The 25,671-nt window shown below is 62.9% G+C and carries 28 protein-coding genes; 9 read left to right on the forward strand and 19 right to left on the reverse strand.

Annotation, left to right across the window (positions count from 1 at the left end; translation table 11 throughout):
* Positions 1–18: 18 nt before the first annotated feature.
* The 3 genes from QLQ85_RS03195 to QLQ85_RS03205 all read left to right on the forward strand — a co-directional run bounded on the left by QLQ85_RS03195 (position 19) and on the right by QLQ85_RS03205 (position 4,611).
* Positions 19–1,956 carry an aconitate hydratase gene (locus tag QLQ85_RS03195; protein WP_282737671.1) on the forward strand — a complete coding sequence of 646 codons (1,938 nt, stop codon included), beginning with the start codon at positions 19–21 and terminating at the stop codon, positions 1,954–1,956.
* An 86-nt stretch (positions 1,957–2,042) separates the two neighbouring features.
* Positions 2,043–3,413, forward strand: a complete 1,371-nt coding sequence (locus tag QLQ85_RS03200) for a cystathionine beta-synthase (RefSeq protein ID WP_282737672.1) — start codon at positions 2,043–2,045, stop codon at positions 3,411–3,413.
* A gap of 25 nt (positions 3,414–3,438) precedes the next feature.
* Positions 3,439–4,611, forward strand: coding sequence for a cystathionine gamma-synthase (locus QLQ85_RS03205; RefSeq protein WP_282737673.1), 1,173 nt, complete (start codon positions 3,439–3,441; stop codon positions 4,609–4,611).
* Here the strand turns inward: QLQ85_RS03205 and QLQ85_RS03210 are convergent.
* Positions 4,590–4,799: a hypothetical protein gene (locus QLQ85_RS03210; protein WP_282737674.1), complete on the reverse strand. Its 210-nt coding sequence runs from the start codon at positions 4,797–4,799 to the stop codon at positions 4,590–4,592. The two genes, QLQ85_RS03205 and QLQ85_RS03210, sit on opposite strands and share 22 nt — an antisense overlap.
* Positions 4,800–5,224: 425 nt before the next feature.
* On the opposite strand from QLQ85_RS03210, the gene QLQ85_RS03215 reads away from it, so the two are divergent.
* On the forward strand, positions 5,225–5,560 hold the full coding sequence (locus QLQ85_RS03215; RefSeq protein ID WP_282737675.1) for a hypothetical protein: 336 nt from the start codon (positions 5,225–5,227) through the stop codon (positions 5,558–5,560).
* Between the two features lie 86 nt (positions 5,561–5,646).
* Here QLQ85_RS03215 and QLQ85_RS03220 read toward each other — a convergent pair whose 3' ends face one another.
* The 8 genes from QLQ85_RS03220 to QLQ85_RS03255 all read right to left on the reverse strand — a co-directional run bounded on the left by QLQ85_RS03220 (position 5,647) and on the right by QLQ85_RS03255 (position 12,934).
* The gene (locus QLQ85_RS03220; RefSeq protein ID WP_282737676.1) at positions 5,647–6,042 is read right to left on the reverse strand and encodes a VOC family protein; all 396 of its coding nucleotides are present in this window, start codon (positions 6,040–6,042) and stop codon (positions 5,647–5,649) included.
* Positions 6,043–6,175: 133 nt separating this feature from the next.
* On the reverse strand, positions 6,176–6,736 hold the full coding sequence (locus QLQ85_RS03225; RefSeq protein ID WP_282737677.1) for a GNAT family N-acetyltransferase: 561 nt from the start codon (positions 6,734–6,736) through the stop codon (positions 6,176–6,178).
* 35 nt (positions 6,737–6,771) lie between these two features.
* Positions 6,772–7,338, reverse strand: a complete 567-nt coding sequence (locus tag QLQ85_RS03230) for a GNAT family N-acetyltransferase (protein ID WP_282737678.1) — start codon at positions 7,336–7,338, stop codon at positions 6,772–6,774.
* An 84-nt stretch (positions 7,339–7,422) separates the two neighbouring features.
* The gene (locus QLQ85_RS03235) at positions 7,423–8,838 is read right to left on the reverse strand and encodes an FAD-binding oxidoreductase (protein ID WP_282737679.1); all 1,416 of its coding nucleotides are present in this window, start codon (positions 8,836–8,838) and stop codon (positions 7,423–7,425) included.
* 139 nt (positions 8,839–8,977) lie between these two features.
* Positions 8,978–9,475 (reverse strand): hypothetical protein, encoded by a 498-nt coding sequence (locus tag QLQ85_RS03240; protein ID WP_282737680.1) that lies wholly within the window; start codon positions 9,473–9,475, stop codon positions 8,978–8,980.
* A 346-nt stretch (positions 9,476–9,821) separates the two neighbouring features.
* Complete coding sequence (locus tag QLQ85_RS03245; RefSeq protein WP_282737681.1) at positions 9,822–11,198, reverse strand: dihydrolipoyl dehydrogenase family protein; 1,377 nt, start codon at positions 11,196–11,198, stop codon at positions 9,822–9,824.
* Positions 11,199–11,361: 163 nt separating this feature from the next.
* Positions 11,362–12,654, reverse strand: a complete 1,293-nt coding sequence (locus QLQ85_RS03250) for a cation:proton antiporter (protein WP_282737682.1) — start codon at positions 12,652–12,654, stop codon at positions 11,362–11,364.
* A 58-nt stretch (positions 12,655–12,712) separates the two neighbouring features.
* Positions 12,713–12,934, reverse strand: coding sequence for an amphi-Trp domain-containing protein (locus QLQ85_RS03255; RefSeq protein WP_282721277.1), 222 nt, complete (start codon positions 12,932–12,934; stop codon positions 12,713–12,715).
* Between the two features lie 236 nt (positions 12,935–13,170).
* Here QLQ85_RS03255 and QLQ85_RS03260 point away from each other — a divergent pair, with 236 nt between their 5' ends.
* Positions 13,171–13,620, forward strand: coding sequence for a YHS domain-containing (seleno)protein (locus tag QLQ85_RS03260; protein WP_282737683.1), 450 nt, complete (start codon positions 13,171–13,173; stop codon positions 13,618–13,620).
* Between the two features lie 202 nt (positions 13,621–13,822).
* Here the strand turns inward: QLQ85_RS03260 and QLQ85_RS03265 are convergent, their stop codons facing one another.
* The 10 genes from QLQ85_RS03265 to QLQ85_RS03310 form a co-directional block, all read right to left on the reverse strand.
* A complete protein-coding gene (locus tag QLQ85_RS03265) occupies positions 13,823–14,215 on the reverse strand; it encodes a GFA family protein (RefSeq protein ID WP_282737684.1) in 393 nt (130 codons plus the stop codon).
* A gap of 104 nt (positions 14,216–14,319) precedes the next feature.
* On the reverse strand, positions 14,320–14,481 hold the full coding sequence (locus QLQ85_RS03270) for a DUF3309 family protein (protein WP_282737685.1): 162 nt from the start codon (positions 14,479–14,481) through the stop codon (positions 14,320–14,322).
* 805 nt (positions 14,482–15,286) lie between these two features.
* Positions 15,287–15,871, reverse strand: coding sequence for an ion transporter (locus tag QLQ85_RS03275; RefSeq protein WP_282737686.1), 585 nt, complete (start codon positions 15,869–15,871; stop codon positions 15,287–15,289).
* 432 nt (positions 15,872–16,303) lie between these two features.
* A complete protein-coding gene (locus tag QLQ85_RS03280; RefSeq protein WP_282737687.1) occupies positions 16,304–16,744 on the reverse strand; it encodes a hypothetical protein in 441 nt (146 codons plus the stop codon).
* Positions 16,745–17,036: 292 nt separating this feature from the next.
* Positions 17,037–17,369: a DUF2185 domain-containing protein gene (locus tag QLQ85_RS03285; protein WP_282737688.1), complete on the reverse strand. Its 333-nt coding sequence runs from the start codon at positions 17,367–17,369 to the stop codon at positions 17,037–17,039.
* A 46-nt stretch (positions 17,370–17,415) separates the two neighbouring features.
* Positions 17,416–17,841, reverse strand: a complete 426-nt coding sequence (locus QLQ85_RS03290) for a hypothetical protein (RefSeq protein ID WP_282737689.1) — start codon at positions 17,839–17,841, stop codon at positions 17,416–17,418.
* Positions 17,842–18,322: 481 nt separating this feature from the next.
* Positions 18,323–18,679 (reverse strand): hypothetical protein, encoded by a 357-nt coding sequence (locus QLQ85_RS03295; protein ID WP_282737690.1) that lies wholly within the window; start codon positions 18,677–18,679, stop codon positions 18,323–18,325.
* A 198-nt stretch (positions 18,680–18,877) separates the two neighbouring features.
* Positions 18,878–19,501 carry a hypothetical protein gene (locus QLQ85_RS03300; protein WP_282737691.1) on the reverse strand — a complete coding sequence of 208 codons (624 nt, stop codon included), beginning with the start codon at positions 19,499–19,501 and terminating at the stop codon, positions 18,878–18,880.
* A 319-nt stretch (positions 19,502–19,820) separates the two neighbouring features.
* Positions 19,821–20,228 (reverse strand): hypothetical protein, encoded by a 408-nt coding sequence (locus QLQ85_RS03305; RefSeq protein WP_282737692.1) that lies wholly within the window; start codon positions 20,226–20,228, stop codon positions 19,821–19,823.
* A 496-nt stretch (positions 20,229–20,724) separates the two neighbouring features.
* The gene (locus tag QLQ85_RS03310) at positions 20,725–20,982 is read right to left on the reverse strand and encodes a hypothetical protein (RefSeq protein ID WP_282721270.1); all 258 of its coding nucleotides are present in this window, start codon (positions 20,980–20,982) and stop codon (positions 20,725–20,727) included.
* A gap of 206 nt (positions 20,983–21,188) precedes the next feature.
* On the opposite strand from QLQ85_RS03310, the gene QLQ85_RS03315 reads away from it, so the two are divergent.
* From QLQ85_RS03315 to QLQ85_RS03330, 4 genes are all read left to right on the forward strand, one after another.
* Positions 21,189–21,974, forward strand: coding sequence for a protein-L-isoaspartate(D-aspartate) O-methyltransferase (locus QLQ85_RS03315; RefSeq protein ID WP_282737693.1), 786 nt, complete (start codon positions 21,189–21,191; stop codon positions 21,972–21,974).
* Entirely contained in the window at positions 21,974–24,331 is a 2,358-nt protein-coding gene (locus QLQ85_RS03320; RefSeq protein ID WP_282737694.1) for a hypothetical protein, read from the forward strand. The genes QLQ85_RS03315 and QLQ85_RS03320 overlap by 1 nt, the downstream gene beginning before the upstream one ends.
* A gap of 77 nt (positions 24,332–24,408) precedes the next feature.
* On the forward strand, positions 24,409–24,810 hold the full coding sequence (locus QLQ85_RS03325) for an antitoxin Xre-like helix-turn-helix domain-containing protein (RefSeq protein ID WP_282737695.1): 402 nt from the start codon (positions 24,409–24,411) through the stop codon (positions 24,808–24,810).
* Positions 24,804–25,496 carry an RES family NAD+ phosphorylase gene (locus QLQ85_RS03330; protein ID WP_282737696.1) on the forward strand — a complete coding sequence of 231 codons (693 nt, stop codon included), beginning with the start codon at positions 24,804–24,806 and terminating at the stop codon, positions 25,494–25,496. The genes QLQ85_RS03325 and QLQ85_RS03330 overlap by 7 nt, the downstream gene beginning before the upstream one ends.
* Positions 25,497–25,671: the final 175 nt, after the last annotated feature.

Below are 25,671 nucleotides of genomic sequence, written 5' to 3' on the forward strand. Positions count from 1 at the left end.
CCGCAACGGGAGCGCGTCATGACACGGCTCAACGTGACCCGCAAGCTGATCGAGTCCCACCTGCTGTCAGGCAGGATGGAGCCGGGCGAGGAGATCGGGCTTGCCATCGACCAGACCCTGACCCAGGACGCCACCGGCACCCTGGTGATGCTGGAATTCGAGGCCATGCAGGTCGGCCGCGTGCACACCGAGCTCTCGGCCCAGTACGTCGACCACAACCTCCTGCAGGAGGACTTCAAGAACCCCGACGACCACCTGTTCCTGCAGAGCGCCTGCCGCAAGTTCGGCGTCTGGTTCAGCCCGGCCGGCAACGGCGTCAGCCACCCGGTCCACCAGGAACGCTTCGGCATGCCCGGCAAGACCCTGGTCGGCTCGGACAGCCACACCCCGGCCGCCGGGGCACTGGGCATGTTCGCCATCGGTGCCGGCGGCCTGGAGGTGGCCCTGGCGATGGCCGGCAAACCGCTCTACCTCAACATGCCCAGGGTGGTAGGGGTGGAGGTGACCGGCGAGTTGCCCGACTGGGTCAGCGCCAAGGACGTGGTGCTGGAGATGCTGCGCCGCTTCGGCGTCAAGGGCGGCGTCGGCAAGGTCTTCGAGTACTACGGCCCCGGCCTCGCTGCCCTCTCCGCCATGGACCGCCACGTGATCGCCAACATGGGCACCGAGATGGGCGCGACGACCTCGGTGTTTCCCTCCGACGGCGAGGTTAAGCGCTTCCTGGCGCGCCAGGAGCGCGGCGACGCCTGGCAGGAGCTCACCGCCGATGACGGCGCCGACTACGACGAACACGTCGCCCTGGACCTGTCGACGCTGGAGCCGCTGATCGCCCTGCCGAGCAGCCCCGGCAACGTCAAGCCGGTGCGCGAGGTAGCCGGCGAGGAGATCTACCAGGCCTACGTGGGCTCCTCGGCCAATCCCGGCTTTCGCGACTTCGCCGTGCCGGCGATGATGGTCGAGGGCCGCCAGATAGCGCCGGGCGTCTCCTTCGACATCAACCCCACGTCGCGCCAGATCCTCGAGAACCTTGCCAGTCACGGCTACCTGTCGCGGCTGATCCGCGCCGGAGCCCGCCTGCACCAGGCCGGCTGCAACGGCTGCATCGGCATGGGCCAGGCGCCGGCCACCAGTCGCAACAGCCTGCGCACCGTACCGCGCAACTTCCCGGGCCGCTCCGGCACCCCCGAGGACCGGGTCTTCCTGTGCAGCCCGGAGACCGCCACCGCCTCCGCCCTGACCGGCAGGATCACCGATCCGCGCGATCTGGACATGGCGTACCCCCGGTTCGAGGAACCCGAGCCGCTGGCCATCAACCGCGAGATGCTCGTCGCCCCCGCCGAGGACAGCGGCCTGGTGGAACTGATCAAGGGGCCCAACATCAAGTCGCTGCCCGAGTTCGAGCCCATTCCCGCCCGCTTCTCCGGCCCGGTGTTGCTGAAGCTGGGTGACGACGTCTCCACCGACGAGATCATGCCCGCCGGGGCCGAGGTGCTGCCCCTGCGCAGCAATATCCCGGCCATCGCCGAGTACGTGTTCCGGGCCGTCGACCCCGACTTCAGCCGGCGCGCCAGGGCGCTCGACGGCGACGGCTTCTTCCTCGTCGCCGGCCGGAACTACGGCCAGGGTTCGAGCCGCGAACACGCCGCCATCGCCCCCCGCTACCTGGGGCTGCGCGCGGTCTGCGCCCTCTCCTACGGCCGTATCCACTGGCAGAACCTCGCCAACTTCGGTGTCGTGCCGCTGACCTTCGCCAACCCCGACGACCTGGAGCGCATCGACCAGGGGGACGAACTGGCCCTGGACGACCCGCTCGGCGCCCTCGACAGCGGCGACGAGGTCACGCTGCACAACCGGACCAAGGCGGAGCACTACACCCTGCACCACGGCCTGTCCCAGCGCCAGATCGCCATGATCCGCAGCGGCAGCCTGATCGATCTGGTGCGCGAGGAGGCATAGCCGGCGGACTCGCTCCACCACATCGCTACCGAACCCACCGGGGCGCCTACACTGAGGTTGGGAAGGCGCCACTTCCGGAGGCAGCGATGCAACCTTTCGCGAATGCCATGGCCCTGATCGGCAACACGCCGATGGTGCGGGTCGCCACCCTGGACACCGGCCCCTGCGAGCTCTACCTGAAGCTGGAACACCTGAACCCGACCGGCTCGATCAAGGACCGCATCGGGCTGTCGATGATCGAGGCCGCCGAGGCCTCGGGCGAGCTCCAGCCGGGCGGCACCCTGGTCGAAGGCACCGCCGGCAATACCGGCCTGGCCCTGGCGCTGGTGGCCCAGCAGAAGGGCTACCGCGTGATCCTGGTGATCCCCGACAAGATGAGCCGCGAGAAGATCTTCAACCTCAAGGCCATGGGCGCCGAGGTGGTGCTGACGCGCTCGGACGTGGCCAAGGGCCACCCGGAGTACTACCAGGACAAGGCGGCGACCATCGCCCGGGAGACGCCCGGCGCGGTGTTCGTCAACCAGTTCGGCAACCCCGCCAACCCCCTGGCCCACGAACGGGGCACCGGCCCGGAGATCCTCAGCCAGATGGACAATCGCCTCGACGCCGTGGTGTGCGGCGTCGGCTCGAGCGGCACCATCACCGGCCTGTCGCGCTGCTTCGCCCGGGCCGCCCCCGAGGTGGAACTGATCCTCGCCGACCCCGAGGGCTCGGTGCTGGCCGAGTTCGTGCGCACCGGCCGGCTCAGCACCGAGAGCGGCAGCTGGCTGATCGAGGGGATCGGCGAGGACTTCGTGCCCCCCATCGCCGACCTCTCCCGGGTGCGCCAGGCGATCACCGTGAGCGACAGGGAGAGCCTGCTGTGCGGCCGCGAGCTGCTGCGGCGCGAGGGCATCCTGGGCGGCACTTCCACCGGCACCTGCCTGGCCGCGGCGCTGCGCTACTGCCGTGCCCAGACCCACCCCAAGCGGGTGGTGACCTTCGTCTGCGACACCGGCAACAAGTACCTGTCCAAGATGTTCAACGAGCATTGGATGGAGGACCAGGGCTTCATCGAGCGCCACCACTACGGCGACCTGCGCGACCTGATCCGCCACCCCTATGCCGAGCACGACACCATCGTAGTGGCGCCCGACGAGCCGCTGACCACCGCCTACACGCGCATGAAGCTCTACGATGTCTCCCAGCTCCCGGTGATGGAGGGCGACCGGGTGGTCGGCATCATCGACGAATCGGACGTGCTGATGGCGGTGTATGGCCACGTGGATCATTTCACGGCGCCGGTACGCGAGGCGATGATCACCCAGCTCCAGGAGCTCACCCCCGGCGCCAGCCTGGACGACCTGGTGGCGGTGTTCCAGGAGGACCACGTGGCCATCGTCACCGAGGGCGACTGCTTCCATGGCCTGATCACGCGGATCGACCTGCTCAACTACCTGCGGCGGCGGATCGACTGAACGGAACTGAATGGGAGAGATGGGGATGAGCGACGCAAACCAGGACGGGCTGCATCGGCTGGCGACCCGGGCCATCCATGCCGGCCAGGAACCGGACCCGAGCACCGGGGCCATCATGACGCCGATCTATGCCACCTCCACCTACGTGCAGGCGAGCCCCGGCCACCACCAGGGCTTCGAATACTCGCGCAGCGGCAACCCCACCCGCCTGGCGCTCGAGCGCTGCATGGCGGACCTGGAGGGCGGCACGGCGGGCTTCGCCTTCGCCTCGGGCATGGCGGCCACGGCCTGCGTGCTGGAGCTGCTCGACCACGGCAGCCATGTGATCGCCATGGATGACCTCTACGGCGGCTCCTACCGGCTGTTCCAGAACGTCCGCCGGCGCTCCGCCGGGCTCGACTTCGGCTTCGTCGACCTGAGCCTCGAGAACGCGCTGGACATCGCCCTGCACGACAACAGCCGCATGCTCTGGGTGGAATCGCCCAGCAACCCGCTGCTCAAGCTCGTCGACCTGCAGCGGGTCGCCGCCTTCGCCCGCGACCACGGCCTGATCAGCGTGATGGACAACACCTTCGCCAGCCCGGTACTGCAGCGCCCCCTGGAGCTCGGTTTCGACATCGTGGTGCACTCCACCACCAAGTACCTGGGCGGCCACTCCGATATCGTCGGCGGCGTCGCCGTGGTGGCCGATGAGGAACTCGCCGAGCGCCTGGCCTTCCTCCACAACGCGGTGGGCGGCATCGCCGGGCCCTTCGACAGCTTCCTCGCCCTGCGCGGGCTGAAGACCCTGGTGTTGCGCATGCGCCAGCACTGCGAGAACGCCCGGGCGCTGGCCGCCTGGCTCGAGGCCCACCCCGCCGTGGAGCGGGTCATCTACCCGGGCCTTGCCAGCCACCCCCAGCACGCCCTGGCCAAGCGCCAGATGAGCGACTTCGGCGGCATGCTCTCGATGGTGGTACGTGGCGGCGAACCGGCGGCCCGGCGCATGCTGGAGCGCTGCCGGCTGTTCTCCCTGGCCGAGAGCCTGGGCGGAGTGGAGAGCCTGATCGAGCATCCCGGCATCATGACCCACGCCTCCGTGCCCGCCGAGACCCGCGAGCGGCTCGGCATCGAGGGTGGGCTGATCCGACTCTCGGTGGGCATCGAGGCCATCGAGGACCTGATCGCCGACCTCGATCAGGCCCTCAACGCCCTGTGACTGTGCTCCAGCCGACGCTGGGCCTCGGCCAGCGTGTGGGTCTTGCCGCTCCAAGGCAGACGCTCGCCTGCGTGGTAGATGTGGTACTCGACCAGGCAGCGGCCCTCATCGTCCAGGATCTCGTAGCGGTGGATCTCGTCGCCGAATTCGTTGCGCCACCAATCGGCGGGGATCTTGGTCCAGTGCATGGCGATCACCTCCACAGGCGCGTCGGCGCCAGGATGCTCCAGTTCACGACGGCGCGCTTGCGCTCGGCGAGCTTCACGCGGCCCACAGCGCCTTGCTCCGGAGCGCCCCATCGACCGGTGGCGAAGGAGGAAGAAGCTGAGACTGAAGAATAACCACCCAGCCGTCACCCCAAAGACAAGAACAGCCGGCAATTCCGCGGCCATTTCCCGGATTGGTCCGAAGCCCGTCGTCGCGCACCAGGCCTGGCGTGGCGCGGCGTATCGGCACTGCTCCTCGCTGCCAGCGCGGCGGCGAGCCCAGGGTGAAGCGGGTGCGCGGATGGCGTGCATTTTTCATTTGAGCTCGCCGCCCTGCCTCAGGCAGGATGGAGAACAGGAAAGCAGGCTAGTAGGGATGAGCAACGGCATACCGCTGGAGGAGCCATATGCAACCGCTGAGCTATTACTACTACAACGTGCTGGAAGGCCTTGAAAAACCGTGCGATGTGCCGACGCTCCACCTGCAGGAGGGCTACGACATCCTGTATCGACATGGCGGACGCATCGAAATGGACCTGATGCGCAAGGCCGAGGACGGCAACGCACAGGGCGAGCCCTACCACTGGTACGAAGCCCTCGATGACGAGCAGCGGGCGAAATTGCACAAGGCCCTGGATAACCGCGATCCCGCGAAGATCCTCAAGATCATGCAGCGCAACGGCTATGCCGGTGTGCTGTATCACCATGCGTGGGAGCACTTCCGGGAGTCGGGAGCCGCCTAGCCCCCTCCCCCACCTAAAGCAAAAGGGCCCACGATCTCTCGCGGGCCCTTTTGTTGGGTGGTGCGGTCATTGGCCTTGTTCGGTGACTATTCTGCCCGGTGACAGGCTGCCTCCAGGCAATTTCCTTCAGGGTCGAGCAAAAAAGCACCGAAGTAGTGCTCATGGTAATGAGGACGAAGTCCTGGGGCACCGTTATCCATTCCGCCGAACTGAAGGCCGATCCGATGAAACATAAGTACGGTCTCACGGTTCATTGCCTTGAAACACCAATGACGCTTCGAATCTCCGCTCGCATGGGGCGATGATATCACCGTAAGATATGTGTGAGTATCATCGGCAGCGCTACAGCGACTTCCGAAGCCAATGGCATTTTCCGTAGCATAGATTTTCTCGGCGCCTAGAACCTTCATGATCTCTTCGTAAAATTTTTCACAGAGATCAAGATCCTTCACTGTGATAGACACATGGTCGAGCAGCAGCATTATCCCTCCAATTCTACTTGCACCAAACGCCAGCGTATCCGCCCGGACTTGGAGCCTCAGCGGAAAATCCGGCCCGAGTTGCAGCTGGTTTAAGCGTTGTCTGAAAAGTCCTCGATCGATGGTCAGACAAGGCCTAAACATCCTTACGCATGACTGGCCGATCCTTCTTCCGGCGGGCCACTTCCCGAAAGCTGGCGTCTTCAAAAGCTTTCGCAAATCCGACAAGCGAGGTGCTGGAATCGAGGCGCCTGCCTCCCGGTTCGACAGGATACCCCTCAATTACCTTGTAACCCTGCTTCTTAGCGAAACGAGACACTTCATCGAGAAGCGCGAGCTGAATATTATTTCTCCGGGCCGAGCGATCTACGAAGAAACAATTCACCGATAGCACCTGCTGATCGTCTACCGGCTTAGTAACCGGTGACTTGTTGAGGCGAAGATACCATTCACGCGGTCCACACCCACACCAAGCGACAGGACGCCCCTCCTCATAAGCGAGGATGCCCGGTACATCTCCGGAATCCACGTAAGCTTGCATTGCGCGGCGATTGCCCTCGCCTTGCTGCTGCTTCCAGTCGGCAAATGACAGGCGCCAGTGCATGCACCAGCACCCCTTGCAACCGTCGTAGGCCCCCAATAGCGCATCGAAATCGCGCCAAGTTGCCTTGGTCAGCGGTTTGAACGACAGGGCCATTGGTACCTCCTTATTCTATGCTCATAACGCAAAGCTCAGCCGCCGTGCCGCTTCGGCGCAGTCGGCTGAAGCGCATGGTTATGCACCCGACGCTCGTAGATTTCGACAGGTTCATTCTTTTGGCGGTAGCCACAGGCAGTGACAGCGCGGCCGCAGTGATTAAAGCCCGCCTTCAAGAGCACCCGACCAGAGGCAGGGTTGCGCGTAAGATGCCTTGCCTGAAGGCGCGCCAGAGTTTCGAACTCGGCAGAGAAAGAGGCGAGCGCACGAACTGCCTCGGTGCAGTAGCCATGGCCCCAGTACGGAACGCCGACCCAGTAGCCCAGCTCTCCCGTACTGTTGCTGATATCCGTGATGCTCACGACCCCGATGAGGGGGCCGTCGGTGAGCATCATGGCGTAGATCATGCCAGTACCGCGCTCCCAGCTATTGCGGTGAGTAGCGATCCATCGCTCTGCTGCACCATCGGGATAGGGATGAGGGATATGCGCCGTAACGTCGGCAATACGCTCATCTCCCGCGAGTTCTCTGACGCGCGCAGCATCACACAGCTCGAAAGGCCTCAGACGAAGCCTTGCCGATTCTAGTACCGGTTGATCCAACACTTTGCCTCCTCGTGCATAACAGTGATTAGACTGCGCGTTCTATGTGTGCGCATCGAAGCAAGCGATGACCCGGTCGCCGGCTCAGCCGGGGGCGATGTTGCGATTGACGCGGAAGCGGTTGTCCGGATCCCAGCGGCGCTTGACCTCGGCGAGCCGCCCCAAGGCCGTGCCGAGAGCCGCTTCGATGCGCTCCGGGCCCTCGTCCTCGGTCAGGAAGTTGATGTAGGTGCCGCCGGTGGAGAAGGCCTTCAGGTCGTGCCAGGCCTCGCGGGCCCAGGCGATGTTCGCGGCATCGTCCTCCGGTGGCTCCCAGGCGCCGCCCACGTTGAACACGTAGCGCGCATCTCGGTTGCCCACGGCCGAGTGGTCGTCGTCGAACCGGTTCAGGGCGCCGCCGAGCTGGAACAGGATCACCGCCGAGTGCGGCGAGCGGATGCGCCCGGCATGCTCGATGACCTTGTCGCACAGCGCGGGCTCGATGCCCGGCAGGTACTCGCTCTTCCAGTAGTAGCGCCGCCCCTTGGGCTGGGTGGCATCGAGCAGCTTCTGCACCTGCACATAGGGTCGCCGTACCAGCACGTCGCCGATGGGCTGGCCGAACGCCTTGATCGGCGCGACCACCGCCTCGCCCTCCTCCGGCTGGCCGCTGTAGCAGGCGAGCAGCGCCACGATCGGCTTGCCATGGTACTCCTTGGGCAACCAGGGCGCCGGCGGTGCCGGACGCAGCAAGGCGACCAGGGTCAGCTCGGGCGGCGCCTGCTCGGCCAGGCGGCGATAGAGCTCGAGCACCGCCGGCGCCTCGCTGGCGGGCCAGGCCACCAGGCCCCCCACCACCTCCGGGCCGACGGGGTACAGCTGGTAGTCGAAGCCGGTCACCACGCCGAAGTTGCCGCCGCCGCCACGCAACCCCCAGAACAGGTCGGCATGCTCGTCGGCACTGGCATGCACCAGCTGGCCGTCGGGGGTGACCACCTCCATGCCCAGCACATTGTCCGTGGTATAGCCCCAGCGCCGGCTCAGGTAGCCGAAGCCGCCCCCCAGGGTGAGCCCGGCGATGCCGGTGGTCGAGATAAAGCCGAGCACGGTGGCCAGGCCATGCACCTGGGTCTCGCGATCCACGTCACCGAGCACACACCCCGCCTGGGCATGGGCCACCCGGCGTTCGCGGTCGACCCAGACCCCGCGCATCAGCGAGAGGTCGAGCATCAGCGCACCGTCGGCCACCGCCAGCCCGGCGATGTTGTGGCCGCCCCCCTTGATGCAGAGCAGCAGGTCGTGCTCACGGGCGAAGCGCACGCCCGCCATCACGTCGGCGACACCCAGGCAGCGCACCACCACCGCTGGCCGCCGGTCGATCATGGCGTTCCACAGGTGGCGCGAGGCCTCGTAGTCCGCGTCGTCCGGGGTCAACAGCGGCCCCTGGAGCTGCATCTTCAAACCGGTCAGCATGTCCGGCGTCAAATCGATCTCGGCACCCTCGAGTGTTGCCGCTCTCATGGTCAGCGCTCCTATACAACGCCAAAGTTCAAGGTATACGCCGCCTGCGGTCCGCGTCCCCATCGAGATGGCCGTGTCCGGGTCTCAGCGAGGCGTTCCTATCGTGACGCCTCCTGGTCACCGGAATGCAATGACCGGGCTATTCCTCTGCGGCCGACAGCATCTCGCCTTCCAGCACGAAGACACGATCGGTCTGTGACGGAAATTCGATATGCAACCTCCCCGCGCCATTGAGCCCCTCGAACTGGCCGGTACCGCCAATGACCTCCCACAAGCCACTGTTGAGCAACGATGGCTTGCCCTCGGGGCCAGGAACGAATACGGCACGTAATAGCCACTTGACGTAGGCGATGTCGCCTTCTCCCGCGGTGAATACCAGATAGCCGTTGGCGTCGCCTCCCACGCCGGGCACGATGTCATGCATGCCGTATTCCGCCACGGTGGTGCCATCGAGTGGTCCACTGCCGGTCGCTTCGCCCTCACGATTGAGTAGCTGGACAAATCTCTTGCTTCCATCGGCAAAGTCGAGACGTACCTCCTCCTTGGGCATCACCGTGGCTTCGATCTGGACCGGTTCCGCACTCGCCAGGGAAAGCGTGGCCCCGATCCCCGCCACCAGCACGATGGCCTTCGTCAAATCCCGTGTCACATGAGGGTGTCGCATGGTCTTGTCCCCCTTGTCTTGTCCCCTTATTGAAAACGCACCGGCGAAAGACTCGCCTAAAACAAGGTTAGGCGACATTGGGACAAACACCCCGACATTTAAGCAGGCAATTCATTCATACATGTATGCCCTCAGATACTACCTGATATTACTCATGAAATAACACTGAGAAATCACCGAGCCCATGACCAGGATATGGCACTAACGCTAACCTCATTTTGAGATTACGTCGGTCATGCGGCTTGGGCTAGCCTCACCATGACATCGGCTTTTTTCTGGTCCATCGCACTTTGCCGGGACACGCGGCGCTGACCGGCACCTACGCCGTGGCGTCGAACACCTGCCTGACCAACTCGGCGAGCGTCGGGTGGACGTGGATGCTGTTGCGCACTCGCTCCGCCTTGGCCCCCGGGGTGTTCATGGCGACCACCACCTCGTGAATCAGGTCGGCTGCCTGGGGCCCGATCAGATGGAAGCCCAGGATCCGGTCACTGCCCTTCTCGACCAGTAGTTTCGCAAAGCCCGGGGGTGAACCGACGATCTTGCCCTTGGCGAAATCGGCGTAATCCTTCCGGGCGACCACGTAATCGAGGCCCTGGTCGCGGCAGGCGCGCTCGGTCAGCCCGACCGAGCCGATCTGCGGACTGCTGAACACGGCGTGCGGGTTGGCGGTGTAGTCGACAGCAAGGGAGGCACCGTGGGCGTTGCGGTAGGCAAGCTCACCTTCGTAGCTCGAGGTGTGCTTGAACATCCCCTGCCCGATGACGTCGCCATAGGCATAGATGTCGGGGTGCGTGGTCCGAAGCCCGTCGTCGACCACCACGAAGCCTCGGTCGTCGAGCTCGACCCCCGTCTGCTCCAGCGCGAGGCGATCGGTGTTGGGACGCCGACCGGTGGCCACCAGGAGCCGATCGCCGAGCACGGTCCGTTCGCCGTCGTCGGTGGCGACGACCAGGCCGCACTGCCCGTCGCGCACCAGCGCCTGGCGTGCCTCGGCTTGCAGCACCAGCTCCACCCGCTTGGCGAGTTCCTGCGTGAACAGCGCCCGCACGTCGTCGTCTTCGGCCAGCAGGCATTCGGAGTGGTCGATCACCGTGACGCGGGTGCCCAGGGCGGAGAAGAAGTGAGCGAACTCGCAGCCGATGTAGCCGCCGCCGAGGATGATCAGGTGCTCGGGCTGCTCGGTGAGGTCGAAGATGACGGACTCGTTGGTGAGGAACCCGCTCTCCGCCAGCCCGGGGATCGGCGGGATCGCGGGTCGTGCGCCCGCCGCGATGAAGATCCGCTCGCCGGTCAGCCGGCGCCCGTCCTCCATCTCGATCAGCTTGTCACCCACGAAATGTGCCTGGCCATAGTAGGGGGTGAAAGCGCTCTCCACCCAGCGGCGCACGGCAGCGGCGTCGTTCTCGCGCCGCCGGCGGACCGTGCCGAGCACGGCCTGGAAATCGACACGAACCGACGACTGATCCAGGTGGATACCGAAGTCCCCGGCGTGCCGGATCGTCTGCATCACCTCGGCGGCTTGAATCAAGCCCTTCGTCGGGATGCAACCGCGGTTCACGCAGGTGCCGCCGAGCTGATCGGGACGGTCATCGACCAGCGCGACCGACTTGCCGTCCTGCTGAGCGTAATAGGCGGCCGTCAGACCGGAGCCGCCGCCGATGCAGACCACCTCGTAGCGCTCAATCTCCGCCATGGTTCCTCCCCGCTTTACCGCGCCGTGCTCGATATCCTCCGTCCGGCCCTGTCGAGGTCGGCGACCAGGTGCTTCTCTGCGAGTGTAGTCCACACTCTGCCCGCCATAGGGAGTTCGAACTACGGCGCCAGGAGCAGCCGGTCGCGACAAGGTGACATCACAGCTACTCCCGAGGCGTCCGCGAACGCCAAAAGCGCGCAATAGTGGGCTTGACGCTGACCCCGTGAACCAGAATCGACAAGGCGACCACCACCAGGATCAGGTGGATCAATTCCAGCGCGACGTCCTCTGGCAGCCCGTGCTGGATGGCGTACATCAGATAGTACAGCGAGCCAATACCACGAACGCCAAACCAGCCCACCAGATGGCGCATACGCATGGGTGCCCTGCTCCCCAGCACGCCGAGATGCACGCTGATGGGGCGGGCGACCAGAAACACAAACGCCGCGAAGCCCACGGCCCGCCAACTCCAGGAATCCCAGTACAGCGAGCCACCGATCAGTAGAACCAGCACGATTTCTGCCAGCCGTTCCAGATGCTCGTTGAACTCCAGAGAGCTTTCGCTCACGTGCTCGTGCGCGGTGGCTTGCGGCTCACCCTCCAGAGGTGTCTCAACAGGTACCGAGTAACCCTGTTTGAGGCCGGCCAGTTTCAATTCGGTATGGCGCAGCGCCACCGCTGCACTGAAAACGGCCAAGAAGCCCCAGGCATCCACCAACAGGCTGATGCCGTAGGCGAACGCGATCAGCCCCAGGCCGAGGAAGCTTTCCAGAAAGGCCGTGTCCACAAAGCGGGTGCGTATCTTGTTCACCAGCCAACCGACACCAACGCCCGCCAAGATACCGATGCCGACACCTGCACCGCTTGCCCACAACACATCCACCGCCAGCCACCGCCAGCCGGCGTCGCCAAGATCGTGCAGCCCCAGCAACCCCAGGCCGAGCATCACGAACGGGAAGGCGCTGCCGTCGTTCATTCCGGCCTCGCAGGTCAATGCAAAACGTAGTTCGTCGGTATCATCGGCATGGCGAACCTGGACCTCGGTCGCCAGTACAGGGTCGGTCGGTGCGACCACGGCACCCAGCAACACGGCAGCCCCAAGGGGCAAAGCGAGCCAGTAGTAGCCGAACAGCGTCACTAATCCCACGGTAAGCGCCATCGAAACCACCGCCAGCTGCAGGGGAATTCGCCATCGCTTCAGGGTCACCGGCGCCGGCATTTTTACGCCGGCGCAATACAATGAAATAAGCACGGCGATTTCGGTCAAAAGCTCCAACAAGGCCGACTCTTCCAGCGGATTGAAATGAAACAAGTCGAAGCCCATGGGCCCCACAACGAATCCGATAAGAAGATAGACGATGGCCGAGGTGGCGGGCACGCTTTTGAGGTAGGAGAAGGTAAAGCCCACTACCAGCAGCAGTGAACCGATCAAGATAAACCAGGTAGCGGTTGTCATAGGTGACTCGTCAAGTGAGTACTCATTCGCTCAGCCGCACGCGACCCGAGTCAAGCCTTCAACGTTTCCATTTGAGCTGGAACTCTATTTCCTCCTCATCATCCGAGCGTTCGTGTTCGATGGTGAATTCGGCTCGGACGGGCACATAGATGCGCTCGCCCGCAATCTGGATCTCGAAACGTTCCCCCTTCTCGATGGCATCTGCCAGGCGCCGTAGCTTGGCCACGAAGTCGGCCTTCGGGTAACCCTTCTCCACGTCCCGCTCTGCCTTGGACCCCATATCTGCTCTCCTCGCTGACCTGGGCCCGATGCGCCACCAGGCTCGAATTCAGTCTAGCAGGTAAGTCTCCCCTTCCCCCGCTGGCCCGCGTGATCACCGGGCCAGCCGGTCAACGCCGTGGCGTCGACAGGGGCTCGGCGCCGCCGGGCCCGCGGAGGGGACCAACATCGCCTGTAAGGCGGAGGACCGTTTCTCGACAGAACCCTCGTGAGCGACGGGTCGCGAGGTAGTGCACCATGAAGCGTACGGGTTGGTGGATGGCAGCTGTCCTGATGATCGGCCTGGCTTGGTCCATGGGGGCGCTCGCCGAGGGGCGCATCTTTACCCGCGATGGCCTGGCCATCGGCGGCACGGATCCGGTGGCCTACTTCACCCAGGGTCAGCCGGTACAGGGCTCGCCCGACTATCAGCTGGAGTGGCACAATGCCACCTGGCAGTTCGCGTCGGCCGAGCATCGCGACCGGTTCCAGGCGGACCCCGAGGCCTATGCGCCCCAGTACGGCGGCTGGTGCGCCTGGGCGGCGGCACGCGGTGAGGCCGCCGCGACCATTCCCGAGGCGTGGAAGATCGTCGACGGCAAGCTCTATCTGAACTTCAACAGGTGGTTCCAGTGGCGCTGGGAAAGGAACATTCCCGACAACATCGCCGCGGCCGATGAGCACTGGCCGAATATCTTCCAGCAGTGATCCCCCAGTGTCAGGATAAGCAACGGCATGCCGGTGTGCTGTATCACCATGCGTGGGAGCACTTTCGGGAGGAGTCGGGAGCCGCCTGGCCCCCTCCCCCGCCTAAAGCAAAAGGGCCCACGATCTCTCGCGGGCCCTTCTGTTGGGTGGTGCGCAGCATCAGCGTGAAGCCGTCACGGCGCCTTCGCCCCGCTCGTGCCACCTACTCCTCAGAGCGACCCGTGGCGTCACGATCGTGCTCGTATCGTCTCGTGAGCGGAAACGGCGGCAACCAGGACTCGCGACGGACGATCCAGCTCTCGTAGGTCGGCCTCAGTTGGTCGGGGGCATCCAGGGATCCCAGGTGCACTTCGATTTCGTCTGCGGTGCGTGTGAAAACGGACGAGCCGCAGCGGGGACAGAAAAATCGCCCGGCGTAGTCGCGTGTTTCGCCATCGATCGTCACCGCATCCTGGGGGAACACCGCGGAAGCGTAAAACAGGGCCCCATGATGCTTGCGGCAGTCGAGACAGTGGCAAAGGCCGACCCGGTATGGGAGGCCCGACGCCACAATTCGGACGTTGCCGCAAAGGCAACCGCCCGTGAACCGGTCCATGCTGAGTCTCCTCTAGAATCAAGCCGTATTATCGGCCCCGCCTGCTGCAACGACTGGTTCGGCAGCCTGCGCGTAATCGTCCCCGGACGGGCATTCAATCACCGTTATAAACGGCCCAACAGGAAAAGAACAAGGAGGACGATCAGGATGAGCCCGACTATGCCGCCGCCCCCGGCGAGGATGTTGTTGCCGCTGCGATAACCGTAGCCGCCACCCAGCAGAGCGACAGCCAAGATCACGATAATGACCAGTACGATAGGATCCATTGTGTCATCCTCGCTAAGATACCTTGGCCGGATGCCCTGCCGAGGTAACGGGCTGGTGAGCAGACCGCTGACGCCTGCCATTCGACCCCGGGACATCTGGCCGGCGGTCGCCCTGCCCCAAAACCACTCTCCCTTCGCATCGCCTAGCGCGAAGCTCAGCCGCGGCGAAGCCGTCGGCTATAAGTTGATGTTAGCTGGATTCCATTCGCTTCACCGCATCAAGCACCAGGCATCGAAATCATTACGTTTACCACCCGAGCACGATGAGGACCGCAACCTTGGCCATCCAAAGCACTGCCAGGCCCACGGTCGCGATAGCCACTCCACCCCAAGCCCACCGAGGCCCTTTGGCGAACATCCTCCACCGGAAGCCTAGCGCCCCGAGATAAAGCACGCCCCAAGCAGCGAGCGGGAACACAAAGAGCACGCCCTTCTCGCCGGCAGCAGCGATAGACGCCGAGCCCGCGAGCAGCGCAAGAAAAACAGGAATCGACGAGTGCGCTATCGACCACAACGCGTTTCGCATGAAGTTACAGCCTCAGCAGGGCGCCGCTAACGCGAAGCTGAGCGGCGGGCTTGGAGCGGAGCTAAAAGCCTGTCCTGGGCCAGGGCCGAAGCGCACTCGAGCGATCTGTTATACGCTCGTTCGACGAATACGGATCACCAATTAACGTCGCCTTATCGAGTAGATGGGTGTCCCTTATTAGCTGCTGATTGCCGGCATTGTCCGGCGAGTCAGGCGGCCTGTTGCAGAGATTCCAGGATGAGGATGAACGCGATATCGACTCACCGGACAGTTGGCCGGCTATTCGCTCATGTCCCGGCGCTTTGAGCGCTCCTCCCGACGCCGCTTGCGAATGGTGCTGGACTTTATGAATGGCAGGAGTTTCAGCAGAGCCGTAACAAGGCGTGAACGATAGTACTCGACGCGAACGATGAAGCGGACAGCCCAGTGTTCCTTCCCCAGCTTGTCCTTGGCCGCTGTTATCGCTGCATTGCTGCCGGCGTTGCGGACGCTGGACAGGCGGAACAGTTCAATCTGTCGGAGCAGGGCCGACTGTCGCAGCAGCGGCAGTGGGCGGAGAAGTCTTATCAGCCGAGTGAACTTGAGTATCTCGTGAAGTAGTGGAAAGGACAACAGGATAATCAATACCGACAGCCAGTTGTCTTTTGTGGTTTTCCAGCGGTCTTGCGAGATGGCCATGTAGAAAGCATACTCGACCACGAACACTGCCCAGATCAGCCAATCGGCGACAGTGATCAGGGAGTGTTCCACTTCTAACCAGTAAGCGATCGTCAGCGGTACGGTCAGTATGGCGGCAATGATGACCGCAAAGGTCAGGTAATTGCTGAGCGACTCTTCAAGCGCCGATCCAAGCTTCAGTCGCATCTGCTCCCTCCCGCTACCCTGAATGGCCGCCTGCTGGTGCGCGCATGGCGATGGATAGCGTGACGTTTTGAATTTTTGTTTCTTTGCATGGTGCGTTCGTTATCACGACAGACTGTTTTCCACAATAGGCCGATGTCAGCCTGGCGTCAGTACGGTGTCAAACATAATGGTTGAGGCCCTTGATTCGGGGAGCAGGTCAGATCGAAAACAGGCTTGACAAAGACTCCTGCAGCGACTGGCACCTCGCACGCGCCAAAATGCAGTGCTGTGAAATACGAATCACCGCGAAGGTGCAGTTCAATTGCGCGGTCGAATAGCTCGCACGCGACTTCGAGTTTAGGAACCGCGACAGATAGCATTTTTGAGGCCTAACGCCCGCAGCACGGGAAAAATTGGAGCGCAGCGGAAATTTTGTCCCGGTGCCTGCGTTTGTTATGCATTGCCACCATGCTCCTCCGCATCTATTTCTTGAGCCACTGGCTTGTAGCCACTCGGGTGCAGAGAAACCTTAACAATTGCATCTATACGATCATTTTTTCGTGGTACATTTCTCTCAAATGTCATGAACTTGCCATCATGCAACACAACATTTGTTATTCTGGTTGTTCCGTTGAATCTGTAGCTCACTTTAGCGAGGCAGTATTCGCACCCTGGATAAGGTAGTAATGGTACGCATGACCTTTTCGGGTAGTAGGCAGCCACTAACCTTCCTGGATTATGCCTTTGCACAATAGAAACCGACTTTACTTGTTTTCCTAATATATCAGACTCCGCCTTGGGCAAAGCATCAATCACTGAATCCAATAGAAGCAACTCAGGCTTATTGAAGCCAATCGTTCCGCCCCTCAAAAATGCTAATACTCGTTCAATCACGGCAAACCTGCTCCATGGATGCATAACAGGTATTAGACCGCACGCTCTGATATTGAATGAACACGCATTCACGTTCAATAATGTTATACTGCACGCCACCCTCCTCCCAACTCATTGAAATTCGGAAGTATTAAGTATAGCTCGTCCACATAACACCAATCATCGTGCATGCCGCATAACACGGATGAACGCTAATACTGCCTTTGCCGGCCAGGCCGCTTGGGGTCGATTGATCTTGCCCAGCGGCAAGTGCAGCGTAGTACCGGTCGGCCTCACCTATTTATCAAGGCTCTCAGTCCTCGACCAACACGAAGTCTTGAGCACCTGGCAACCTCTCAAATGCCGAACCAACTTCTGCATCCAAGAAAGGTATGATCGAAGGATCGTAGTTGGCGATTGTATTGACGTCATAAACACCGTGATTGTCAGCGTTCTCCATGTATTCATCACTTTCGCAACCACTCATGAACCGCCAGCCACTATCGACATCATTGTCCGGATACTCACGGTACATAAAGCGTACTGGTCGGCCTTCGACTGTTATCATATCGGTGGCAAAACAAGCCCCACGCCCCTTCGCAAGTGGCTTGATCTCGTCAGCATTAATTTTGAAATTTTTACCCATAATCTATGCTCCTTAACGTTAACAGCACGCGCGGCTACGGTGCGAGTCAGCGCGTCCTTGCTTGAGCGCCTTGTTGGGTATCAATGTACCACACTTCCACCACCAGCATGATACTGACAACAATAGGACAAAAGGCGATGTATAACCACATTGCAAGGACTCCAGACGAGCTTGCAGAGCTTAAAGCAGCATATAGAAATATCACTGCTACGGGATAACCGAAGGTCATACCAACAGTAAGCAGAATCTTGTTGGAAAGCTTGTAAACGGGTAAAGCCAAAATCGTGATGCCGCCAGAAACCAATCCAACCAAGCTTGCTGCAAAAAGGCCCATTACGAGCCAGTCGCCAATTTCCATTCTGTCGGCACTGGTTTGGGCTATGGACAGGATCGCAATCGATGCGAGGAAGCCTGCATATAGACTGCCACTTCCGAGCAAGATGTATAGAATTTTCCTGGGCTTCAGTGACATGATGTGACACCTAACGCCAACGTAACGGGTCGGTTTGGAGTGCCAACGGAACACCGGTCCCGTTGACATACTGGTTAAAAGCTACCGCTTCCAGAATTCCCACCACTTCTTTTGGTTTTGCAAATTCATTTCTTTTGCGAGGTCGTAGCAGGCGCCACACAACAAACTTACACCAGCGAATGACTCCGACTCGTCATTCCACTCACCTACCCGATTGACGACCTCTTCGCAGGCCGAGCACCACGAATCTGGCCGGGGATTATCCGGGCTCTCCCCTGACGACCAAAACCCTTTCGGCTGCCCATCTCTGAGACTTTGCACTATGTGCTGGCAAACATAAGTTGCTTGCTGTTTCCCATGCTTACAGCACTCAACATAGTGTTCTTCATCACTCATCTGCACTGCCTTTTAACGCGGAGCTTGAGCCGCGGCCTGTCCTGAAGCGCAGCAGAAGGGTAGGCCGTCGGACTCGAAGCGTTTGTTAGCCATGGCCATCGAAACGCCTCCCGACCTGAGGGTCGTAGAGCGGGCAGCCAAACTCCTCTCCCAGGTCGATAAAGCGGTTCATGTCTTCTCCTTCCATGCCGTAGCAGTCGATGCGAAATAGTTGGCTGTTGGCAAAGATCTGGAAGGCGCCGCGCGTCTGCGACTCCCAGTCGTACTTACTTTGCCGATGCCACCCATCGGCAAATAGCTGCTCCAGACGCGCGAGCATCTTCTCTATCGGAAGCTCTTCAAGCCCGTCAACAAACAGCCCCTCGCACAAGCTTTCGTAAACCAACTGATGGTCAAGGTAAACATCTTTCTTATACTTCCAAAAGTTCAGATCGTAGCTCATGCGCTTTCCTCGACGGCTAACAGTGATTAGACTGCACACTCTGATATTGGATGAACACGCATTCACGTTCAATAATGTTATACCGCACGTCACCCTCCTCCTAACTCATTGAAATTCGGTAGTATTAAGTATAGCTCGTCCACATAACACCAATCATCGTGCATGCCGCATAATACGGATGAACATTCCCTAGCCGTATCAGGGCTCGTTGTGGATCTCGACGCTGAATTGGATGCCACCGGGCGCAACCACCCAGTTGGCAATATTGACGCTGGGGGCAAAATTCGGGCGAACGACACCTTGGATATCCGCCAATCTCGGATCGGCCGGTCCTGCAAGAGACACGTGAGTGCTCACATTCGGCGGGGGAGGCACATTATGGGGTGGTGGACCTCCCGCTGGGAACTTCGGTAGCTTGACGAAACGATAATTCAGGGAAATGTGTGAGTAAGCGTAGCTGTGCATGTCGGCGGGAACGGGAGCGTTGGCGTACTGGAGCGGCGACACCGCGACCGAATAGAGGACGCCGTACCAAGCGTTATAGTCCGGATATGCCCGATCAATCTGGTAGCAGAGCAGGAGCATCCGATTGATGTGGCCCTCGAACACCCGGTGGGCATTATTCGCGGCGGTCGTCAGCGGGGTAAGGTTGGCATTGCTTGAACCGCTGCCACCGAGTTCGGCGTTGAGGAGGTGGCCTGCCTTCCATCCCTTGGGACTATGGGCGTTCAGCAACCCCATCACGGGTTGCAGGCTGTGGGCGTTGGTCGGGGTCCCGCGCCGCTGACCGTCTCCCAAGTCAGGGCCGAGCAGCGCGGTCATGCTCGAACCTCCGGTGCAGAGGTTCTGTCCTGCCGGGACGGTCAGCGGGCACGGGCCAAATGTGCGAGCAGGGCCGTGATTCTGAGTGATAACCTCGCGACGAACGCTGGTCTTCCGGACCCTTCCACCCAAACCTGGTGCCGCCGGGATCTTTCGGCTAGCCATGACGTCTCCTCCATTGCAACACGGTTGATCGGACATCTCTTGGAGCGTGACCGACAGGCCCCGGCCGTGGCCTGTCGCGAAGCTTTACGGCAGTTTTGGAGCCGCGAAGCGGTGGAAAAAATTGTCCGGCAAGAGCCCCTGCTTAGCTGGCCATTCACTCACGTACTCGGATGTACTCAACAGAAATCTCATGTGGCGCCTCATCCACGCTACTTGCATCAACGTAATAAGGATAAATAACCACCAGCTTACCCGGCCCGTCCCACCCTAGCTCTGGAATCCGATCTTTATCGCGAATTACTAATACGCTCCCGGATTCATTTGGTAACTCCTTCCCCGCACGTATAACTGAAACCTGAGCACTATAAGATGTGGTGGCACCACAATTTCGGCGAAAGCTGATTGCTTCATATTTTCCGTCAGGCGATACGGATGCAATAAGGCGCTCGTTTTCACATAAATCAGGAAGTGTCATATAGACAACAAGAACGGCCACTGCTAATCCAGCCACGATTGTTAGACCAATGCCAGCAATCCATTGAGTGACACGGTTCAATGGCATGAAAATCCTTGTACAGCTAACAGCGATTAGACTGCGCGTTCTATGGTTGGCTTATCGTTCCGGCACGTTCGAGTCAATAAACGCGCCTACCCAGACACAACCATAACCCACTTATTTATATTGACATCAAGAACACCGCAGCAGCCTAACACCAATAAACGGCGTGCTGCATTTTGCGGAACAGCGGCGCCGATCGCCCGGCGGAGCCTGGCTCCTGCAAAAAACCAGTGCTTCAACCAGGACTGGGGCGTCTTGGGGCAATCAATCGCACAGCAGCGCTGCGCTCCAACGAAAACCGTTGCCCTGCCAAGCGCGAGGTGAAATTTCCGAACAGGCACGCTACCGCCGGAAGGTACCGCTCACTAGGGCTCCTCCCAGGCGTCGCGGCCGATGTCGACATGGCTGCCTGGTGCCGGCGGATGGCTGATACGAGTGTAGGTGGTTTCTGTCTTGCGGATGGGTTGCCCCGGCCACGAGCCGGGGCTTTTCTTGTTCGTCACACGTCGACGTGTGCACCGATGACGGACAACCAGGCTTCGTCGATCTTCAGGCTCGCCCAGTCCAGGGCGCAGCCCCAGGCCGCGTCCTCGTCGAGCGTAGCGGCCAGTGGCGGCATCGGGTGCACCTTCGGCTCTGGCGACTCGTCCAGATGCCAGTTCATGGTGGCGAGCCACTCCCTCGTGACAGGGTCACGCGTGAGTAACAGCTCGACCTCGGTTGAGCGAAATGTAAATACGCAGCGTTTCACGCTCATGGCACACCCTCTATGGTCAACCCTGGCAGGGTAGCGGCTTCGGTGCGGTCTGGGGGTGCGCCATCACATCATTCCGTGTCAGCCATTGCCGACAGCATCCCGTCGTCAAAATCTGACAACGGGCCGATCGCGCGGGACCTGCTGCCGCTGCCGTCGTCGATCGTGGCCTATCCTTTGAATCCGGGGGCCGAAAAGGGGAGCCGGCGATGGTCCAGGCATCGTCGCAAGCCGGCTGGATTCGCGCCGCGCTGCTGGCGGCCCTGGTGGCCTGTGCCCCGACTGCCGCGCAGGAGGTCACGGTGCTCCTGCTGGCTTCCCCTCCGGAGCAGGCCCCTCCCCGTCCGGATTTCGACGACGATGAGTTCGTCGAGCTCAGGGCGACGATGGTACGCGACCAGATCGAGGATCGCGGGGTGGCGGACGAGGCCGTGCTCGCGGCCATGCGACGCGTGCCCCGGCACCGCTTCGCGCCGAGGGTGTCGGCACGCAGCGCCTATGAGGATGAGCCCCAGCCGATCGGCCACGGCCAGACGATCTCCCAGCCCTACACCGTCGCCTACATGACCGAAGTACTGGAACTGGGCGCCGATGATCGCGTGCTGGAGGTAGGCACGGGCTCCGGCTACCAGGCGGCGATCCTTGCCGAGATCGTCGGTGAGGTGGTCACGATCGAGATCATCCGCGAGTTGGCCGATAGCGCCGCCGAACGTCTCCAGGGGATGGGCTATCGCAATATCACCGTGCTGCATGGCGACGGTTACCACGGCCACGCGGCAGGCGCGCCCTTCGATGCCGTCGTGGTCACGGCCGCGGCCTCCCACACCCCTCCGCCGCTGGTGGCCCAGCTGCGTCCCGGCGGGCGCATGGTGATCCCGGTGGGCCGTGCCGGCTGGGTCCAGAACCTGCTGCTGGTGGAGAAGAACGCCGACGGTGAGGTGAGCACCCGCAACCTGGCGTCGGTGCGTTTCGTACCGCTGACCGGTGGCCACTGATGGTGGAACGGGCGACACCGGGGCGGCTCGACCTGGTGGCCGTGGCCGGCGTCTCCGCGGCGCTGCTGGCCCTGGAAGTCCTGCTGCTGCGGCTGTTCGAGTTCAGCCACTGGTACCACTTCGCCGGGCTGGCCATTGCCCTGGCGTTGCTGGGCCTGGGGGCGGCGGGCACCACCCTGGCCCTGGCCGGGCGCTACCCCTTCAGCCGCGGCGATGGCTGGTTTCTCACCGGGCTGGGGGTGACCGCCGCCGGTTTCCTGCTGCTGCTGGTGGTGCAGTCTCGGGTCACCTTGCGCCCGGTGTTCACCGGTTGGGACCTGGGCGAGCTGGTGCGTCTGCTGCTGGTGGACCTCGCGGCCTTCGTGCCCTTCTATGGGGCCGGCCTGGCGATCGGCCAGGTGTTCCTGCGCTGGCCCGAGCGTACCCGGGCCCTGTATGCGGCCAATCTGCTCGGCAGCGGCGTTGGCAGCCTGGGGGCCGCGCTACTGCTGGCGACCGTGCCGGTGGCCATGGCGCTGGCGGTGGTCGCCGTGCTGCTGTTCGCCCTGGGGAGCGTGATCGGGTGGGTTCGCGGGCAGCGGGTGGCGGGGGCGGCCTGTGCCCTGGGCCTGGCGCTGGCCCTGATGGCCGCCGCTCGTCCGCCGGAACCCGCCGTGTCGGATTTCAAGGCCTTGTCGCGGATAGGCGAGCTGCCCGGGGTGGAAACCCTGGCGGTCCACTCCGGCCTGCCGGGCCGGTTGACCCTGTTGCGGGCCGATAGCCTGCGCTACGCGCCGGGCCTGAGCCTGGGCTGGACCGAGAGCGTGGCGTCGGTGGACGTGGCGGTGGTCGGCAGCGATCGGGTGGTGCCCCTGGTGCGCCGATGGCCGGTCGACGCGGCACACAGGCACGCCTCGCTGGCCGGGCTGCCCCGGCAATTGCGCCCCCACGGGCGGCTACTGGTGCTGGGCAGCGGCGCCTGGCAGACCCCGGTCGCCGCCGGCGGGCGGGCGGTCACCTGGGTGGAAGCCGACGGTCGTCTGCTCGAGATCGCCCGGGCGCGTGGCGCGAGCGAGGCCGGTATCACGCTGGTCGAGGATGGCGCCTGGCGGCATCTGGTCACCGCCCCCGACGGCCCCTATTCGGTCATCGCCTTCGATGCGGCCTGGGAGGAAGGCGACGCCGCCGCCGAGGACTATGTCCTCACGGTGGCCGGCCTGGCGCTCGCCCTGGCGCGGCTGGAGGCCGACGGCCTGCTCGCCATTCCGCTGCCGCTCGACGACCCGCCCCGCTATTACCCCCGCGTGATGGCCACCCTGGAGCGCGCCCTGCATCGCCAGGGGGCGGCGGCGCCGGGCGAACACGTGGCCGTGCTGCGTGGCCTGCAGGCGTTGCTGATCCTGGCCTCGCCGCGGCCACTGGCCGAGGCGGACATCGCCGCCCTGCGGGACTTCGCCGAGCGCTGGCGCTTCGACGTCGCCTGGTTGCCTGGCCTGGCCCGCGAGCAGGCCAATCGGTATCACCGCTTGGACTCCCCCGTGTTCCACGACATCGCCCGCGCGTTGTTCGAGCGACGACCGTTGCCGCCGGCCACGCGCCTGTTCCATGCCGCGCCGGCCGAGCTCGACCGCCCTTACCCATGGCGCTCCCTGGCCTGGGGCGAGACGCCGCGGCTGGTCCGCGAACTGGGCGGACGCGGCTGGAGCTATCTCGACTGGACCCTGATCCTGTCGGTGGTGACCACCGTGGTCGTCGCCGTGCTGGCGTTCCTGCTGGTCCTGGTGCCGCTGGGGCGGTTACCGGCGATCCAGCGCCCCTTCGATCGGCTCTCGGTCGCCGGTTATTTCACCGCGCTCGGCCTGGGCTATATCGTCGTGGAGCTGGTGGTCTTCCAGCGCTTGATCCTGTACCTGGGGGAGCCGGTGCTTGCCGCGGCGCTGGTCTTCGCTACCTTCCTGATCGGCTCCGGCATCGGCAGCGCCATGACGCCGGCCGACGCCAGCCGCGCCAGTCTGGGGCGGATCTATTTCGCCGTGGCCGTGGGTCTGGCGCTGGCCCTGGTGCCGTTTCTGGCCGTGCATGCCCTGAGTGCCCCGCCCTTGGCGTGGCGCGTTACGCTGCTGGTCGCCTTGTTGCTGCCCCTGGCCTGGGCCATGGGCCGCCCCTTCCCCTGGGCGTTGCGCCAACTCGCCGGACAGGCACGCTGGATTCCCTGGGCATGGGGCATCAACGGCTTCACCTCGGTGCTGGGGGCGTCGCTGGCGCCGCTGCTGTCCATCCATATCGGCCAGAGTGCGGCCCTGGCGGCAGGGGCCGCCTGTTACGTGGCGGCCTTCGCCATCGCCAGGCGCTGGCTGGCGCGGTCGAAGCGAGCCTAGCAGCCGGGTGGTTGACGCTGTATCTCGAGAGACATTTTGTCTATGGTAGTATCTATAGACACAAGGAGGGCGCCGTCATGAGCGTGATGGAAGACACCGCCCACAGCAAGTCCACCGCCGCCACCGGGCTGAAGGCCGTTGTCGCGATTCTGGAGAAGTGGGGGGCGACCGGTGAGCAGGGCGCGGCGATCCTGCGTGTCTCCCGGAGCACCTATGCGCGGGCGAAGCGGCGCGACCCGGAGTGGGAGGTCAGCCTCGATGCCGATCAGCTGACCCGCATCAGCCTGGTGCTGAACATCCACTCGGCGCTGCGCGTGATCTTCGACAACCCCGAGAACCTCTACGGCTTCATGGCCATGGCCAACCACAACACCTTCTTCCATGGCCGCACGCCGCTGGAGGTGATGTCGCAAGGAGATTTCGTGTCCCTCTACGAGACCTTCAAGCGGATCGAGGCCCTGCGGGGCGCTCAATGGTGAACCTGGGGGCCCTGCCCCGGATGCCGGGCGGGGAACGGTGCGCCTATCGCCTGGTGAACTCCAAGTTCCCGACGATCAGCGTCTTCGACGACGTGGCCAATGCCGATGAATTCGAGGCGCTCTACGCGTTGCAGGCGCTGACCAACCCGCGGCTGCAAAATGAAGCCGGCAACCTCAACTTGATCCCGACCGAGGAGATCCCCTTCGGCATCCGCGGGTGCTCCTACGCGGTGGCGCCGTTCACCCATGTGAACCTCGATGGCTCGCGCTTCAGTGACGGTAGCTTCGGCGTCCTGTACCTGGGGGACACCATCGACACGGCCCTGGCCGAGGTCCGGCATCACCAGGAGACGTACTGGCGCAATGTCCCCGACCTGAGCTTCGAGCGCTTCGTGTTCCGCGGCCTGGCGTGTGATGTCGAGGAGGCCGGGATGGTGGATGGCCTGGCGATCCCCAGGGAGCATCCGATCTACTCGCCGGTGGACTACAGCGCTTCGCGCCGGCTGGGGCTGGCGCTCAAGGAAGATGGGGCGCCGGGACTGCGCTACCCCTCCGTACGCGCTCCCGGGGCGACCTGCTGGGGCCTCATGACCCCGAGGCCGGTCATGGCCATCGTGCAAACCGCCCACTACGAGATGATCTGGAGCGGCAGCATCGTCTCGGTCAACCGGGTGTCACCGACCTGACGAATCAGCATGTTGAGGGTGTTTTGGCGGTGGACTGCCAGCGCCGGGAGGCCCTAGGGGTCAGCCCCTGAGGGATCCCCAAGTATCTTACTGAAAAATCAGCATGTTGAGAGCATCTTGGCGGTGGGCTTCCAGCGCTGGGAGGCCCTAGGGGGTCAGACCCCGGCGGCGTCGA

This window comes from Halomonas kalidii, from assembly GCF_030010475.1.
Classification (GTDB): Bacteria; Pseudomonadota; Gammaproteobacteria; order Pseudomonadales; family Halomonadaceae; genus Halomonas; species Halomonas heilongjiangensis.

Excerpts from the sequence above, each read along its gene's own strand:
- QLQ85_RS03205 (WP_282737673.1), top strand. The coding sequence starts at position 3,439 with ATGAGCGACGCAAACCAGGACGGGCTGCATCGGCTGGCGACCCGGGCC.
- QLQ85_RS03250 (WP_282737682.1), bottom strand. The coding sequence starts at position 12,654 with ATGACAACCGCTACCTGGTTTATCTTGATCGGTTCACTGCTGCTGGTA.
- QLQ85_RS03265 (WP_282737684.1), bottom strand. The coding sequence starts at position 14,215 with ATGGACCGGTTCACGGGCGGTTGCCTTTGCGGCAACGTCCGAATTGTG.
- QLQ85_RS03310 (WP_282721270.1), bottom strand. The coding sequence starts at position 20,982 with ATGAGCGTGAAACGCTGCGTATTTACATTTCGCTCAACCGAGGTCGAG.
- QLQ85_RS03195 (WP_282737671.1), top strand. The coding sequence starts at position 19 with ATGACACGGCTCAACGTGACCCGCAAGCTGATCGAGTCCCACCTGCTG.
- QLQ85_RS03295 (WP_282737690.1), bottom strand. The coding sequence starts at position 18,679 with ATGAGCTACGATCTGAACTTTTGGAAGTATAAGAAAGATGTTTACCTT.
- QLQ85_RS03210 (WP_282737674.1), bottom strand. The coding sequence starts at position 4,799 with ATGCACTGGACCAAGATCCCCGCCGATTGGTGGCGCAACGAATTCGGC.
- QLQ85_RS03275 (WP_282737686.1), bottom strand. The coding sequence starts at position 15,871 with ATGCGACTGAAGCTTGGATCGGCGCTTGAAGAGTCGCTCAGCAATTAC.
- QLQ85_RS03270 (WP_282737685.1), bottom strand. The coding sequence starts at position 14,481 with ATGGATCCTATCGTACTGGTCATTATCGTGATCTTGGCTGTCGCTCTG.
- QLQ85_RS03215 (WP_282737675.1), top strand. The coding sequence starts at position 5,225 with ATGCAACCGCTGAGCTATTACTACTACAACGTGCTGGAAGGCCTTGAA.
- QLQ85_RS03245 (WP_282737681.1), bottom strand. The coding sequence starts at position 11,198 with ATGGCGGAGATTGAGCGCTACGAGGTGGTCTGCATCGGCGGCGGCTCC.
- QLQ85_RS03300 (WP_282737691.1), bottom strand. The coding sequence starts at position 19,501 with ATGACCGCGCTGCTCGGCCCTGACTTGGGAGACGGTCAGCGGCGCGGG.
- QLQ85_RS03220 (WP_282737676.1), bottom strand. The coding sequence starts at position 6,042 with ATGCTGCTGCTCGACCATGTGTCTATCACAGTGAAGGATCTTGATCTC.
- QLQ85_RS03200 (WP_282737672.1), top strand. The coding sequence starts at position 2,043 with ATGCAACCTTTCGCGAATGCCATGGCCCTGATCGGCAACACGCCGATG.
- QLQ85_RS03320 (WP_282737694.1), top strand. The coding sequence starts at position 21,974 with ATGGTGGAACGGGCGACACCGGGGCGGCTCGACCTGGTGGCCGTGGCC.
- QLQ85_RS03235 (WP_282737679.1), bottom strand. The coding sequence starts at position 8,838 with ATGAGAGCGGCAACACTCGAGGGTGCCGAGATCGATTTGACGCCGGAC.
- QLQ85_RS03260 (WP_282737683.1), top strand. The coding sequence starts at position 13,171 with ATGAAGCGTACGGGTTGGTGGATGGCAGCTGTCCTGATGATCGGCCTG.
- QLQ85_RS03330 (WP_282737696.1), top strand. The coding sequence starts at position 24,804 with ATGGTGAACCTGGGGGCCCTGCCCCGGATGCCGGGCGGGGAACGGTGC.
- QLQ85_RS03290 (WP_282737689.1), bottom strand. The coding sequence starts at position 17,841 with ATGTCACTGAAGCCCAGGAAAATTCTATACATCTTGCTCGGAAGTGGC.
- QLQ85_RS03325 (WP_282737695.1), top strand. The coding sequence starts at position 24,409 with ATGAGCGTGATGGAAGACACCGCCCACAGCAAGTCCACCGCCGCCACC.
- QLQ85_RS03305 (WP_282737692.1), bottom strand. The coding sequence starts at position 20,228 with ATGCCATTGAACCGTGTCACTCAATGGATTGCTGGCATTGGTCTAACA.
- QLQ85_RS03255 (WP_282721277.1), bottom strand. The coding sequence starts at position 12,934 with ATGGGGTCCAAGGCAGAGCGGGACGTGGAGAAGGGTTACCCGAAGGCC.
- QLQ85_RS03225 (WP_282737677.1), bottom strand. The coding sequence starts at position 6,736 with ATGGCCCTGTCGTTCAAACCGCTGACCAAGGCAACTTGGCGCGATTTC.
- QLQ85_RS03315 (WP_282737693.1), top strand. The coding sequence starts at position 21,189 with ATGGTCCAGGCATCGTCGCAAGCCGGCTGGATTCGCGCCGCGCTGCTG.
- QLQ85_RS03285 (WP_282737688.1), bottom strand. The coding sequence starts at position 17,369 with ATGGGTAAAAATTTCAAAATTAATGCTGACGAGATCAAGCCACTTGCG.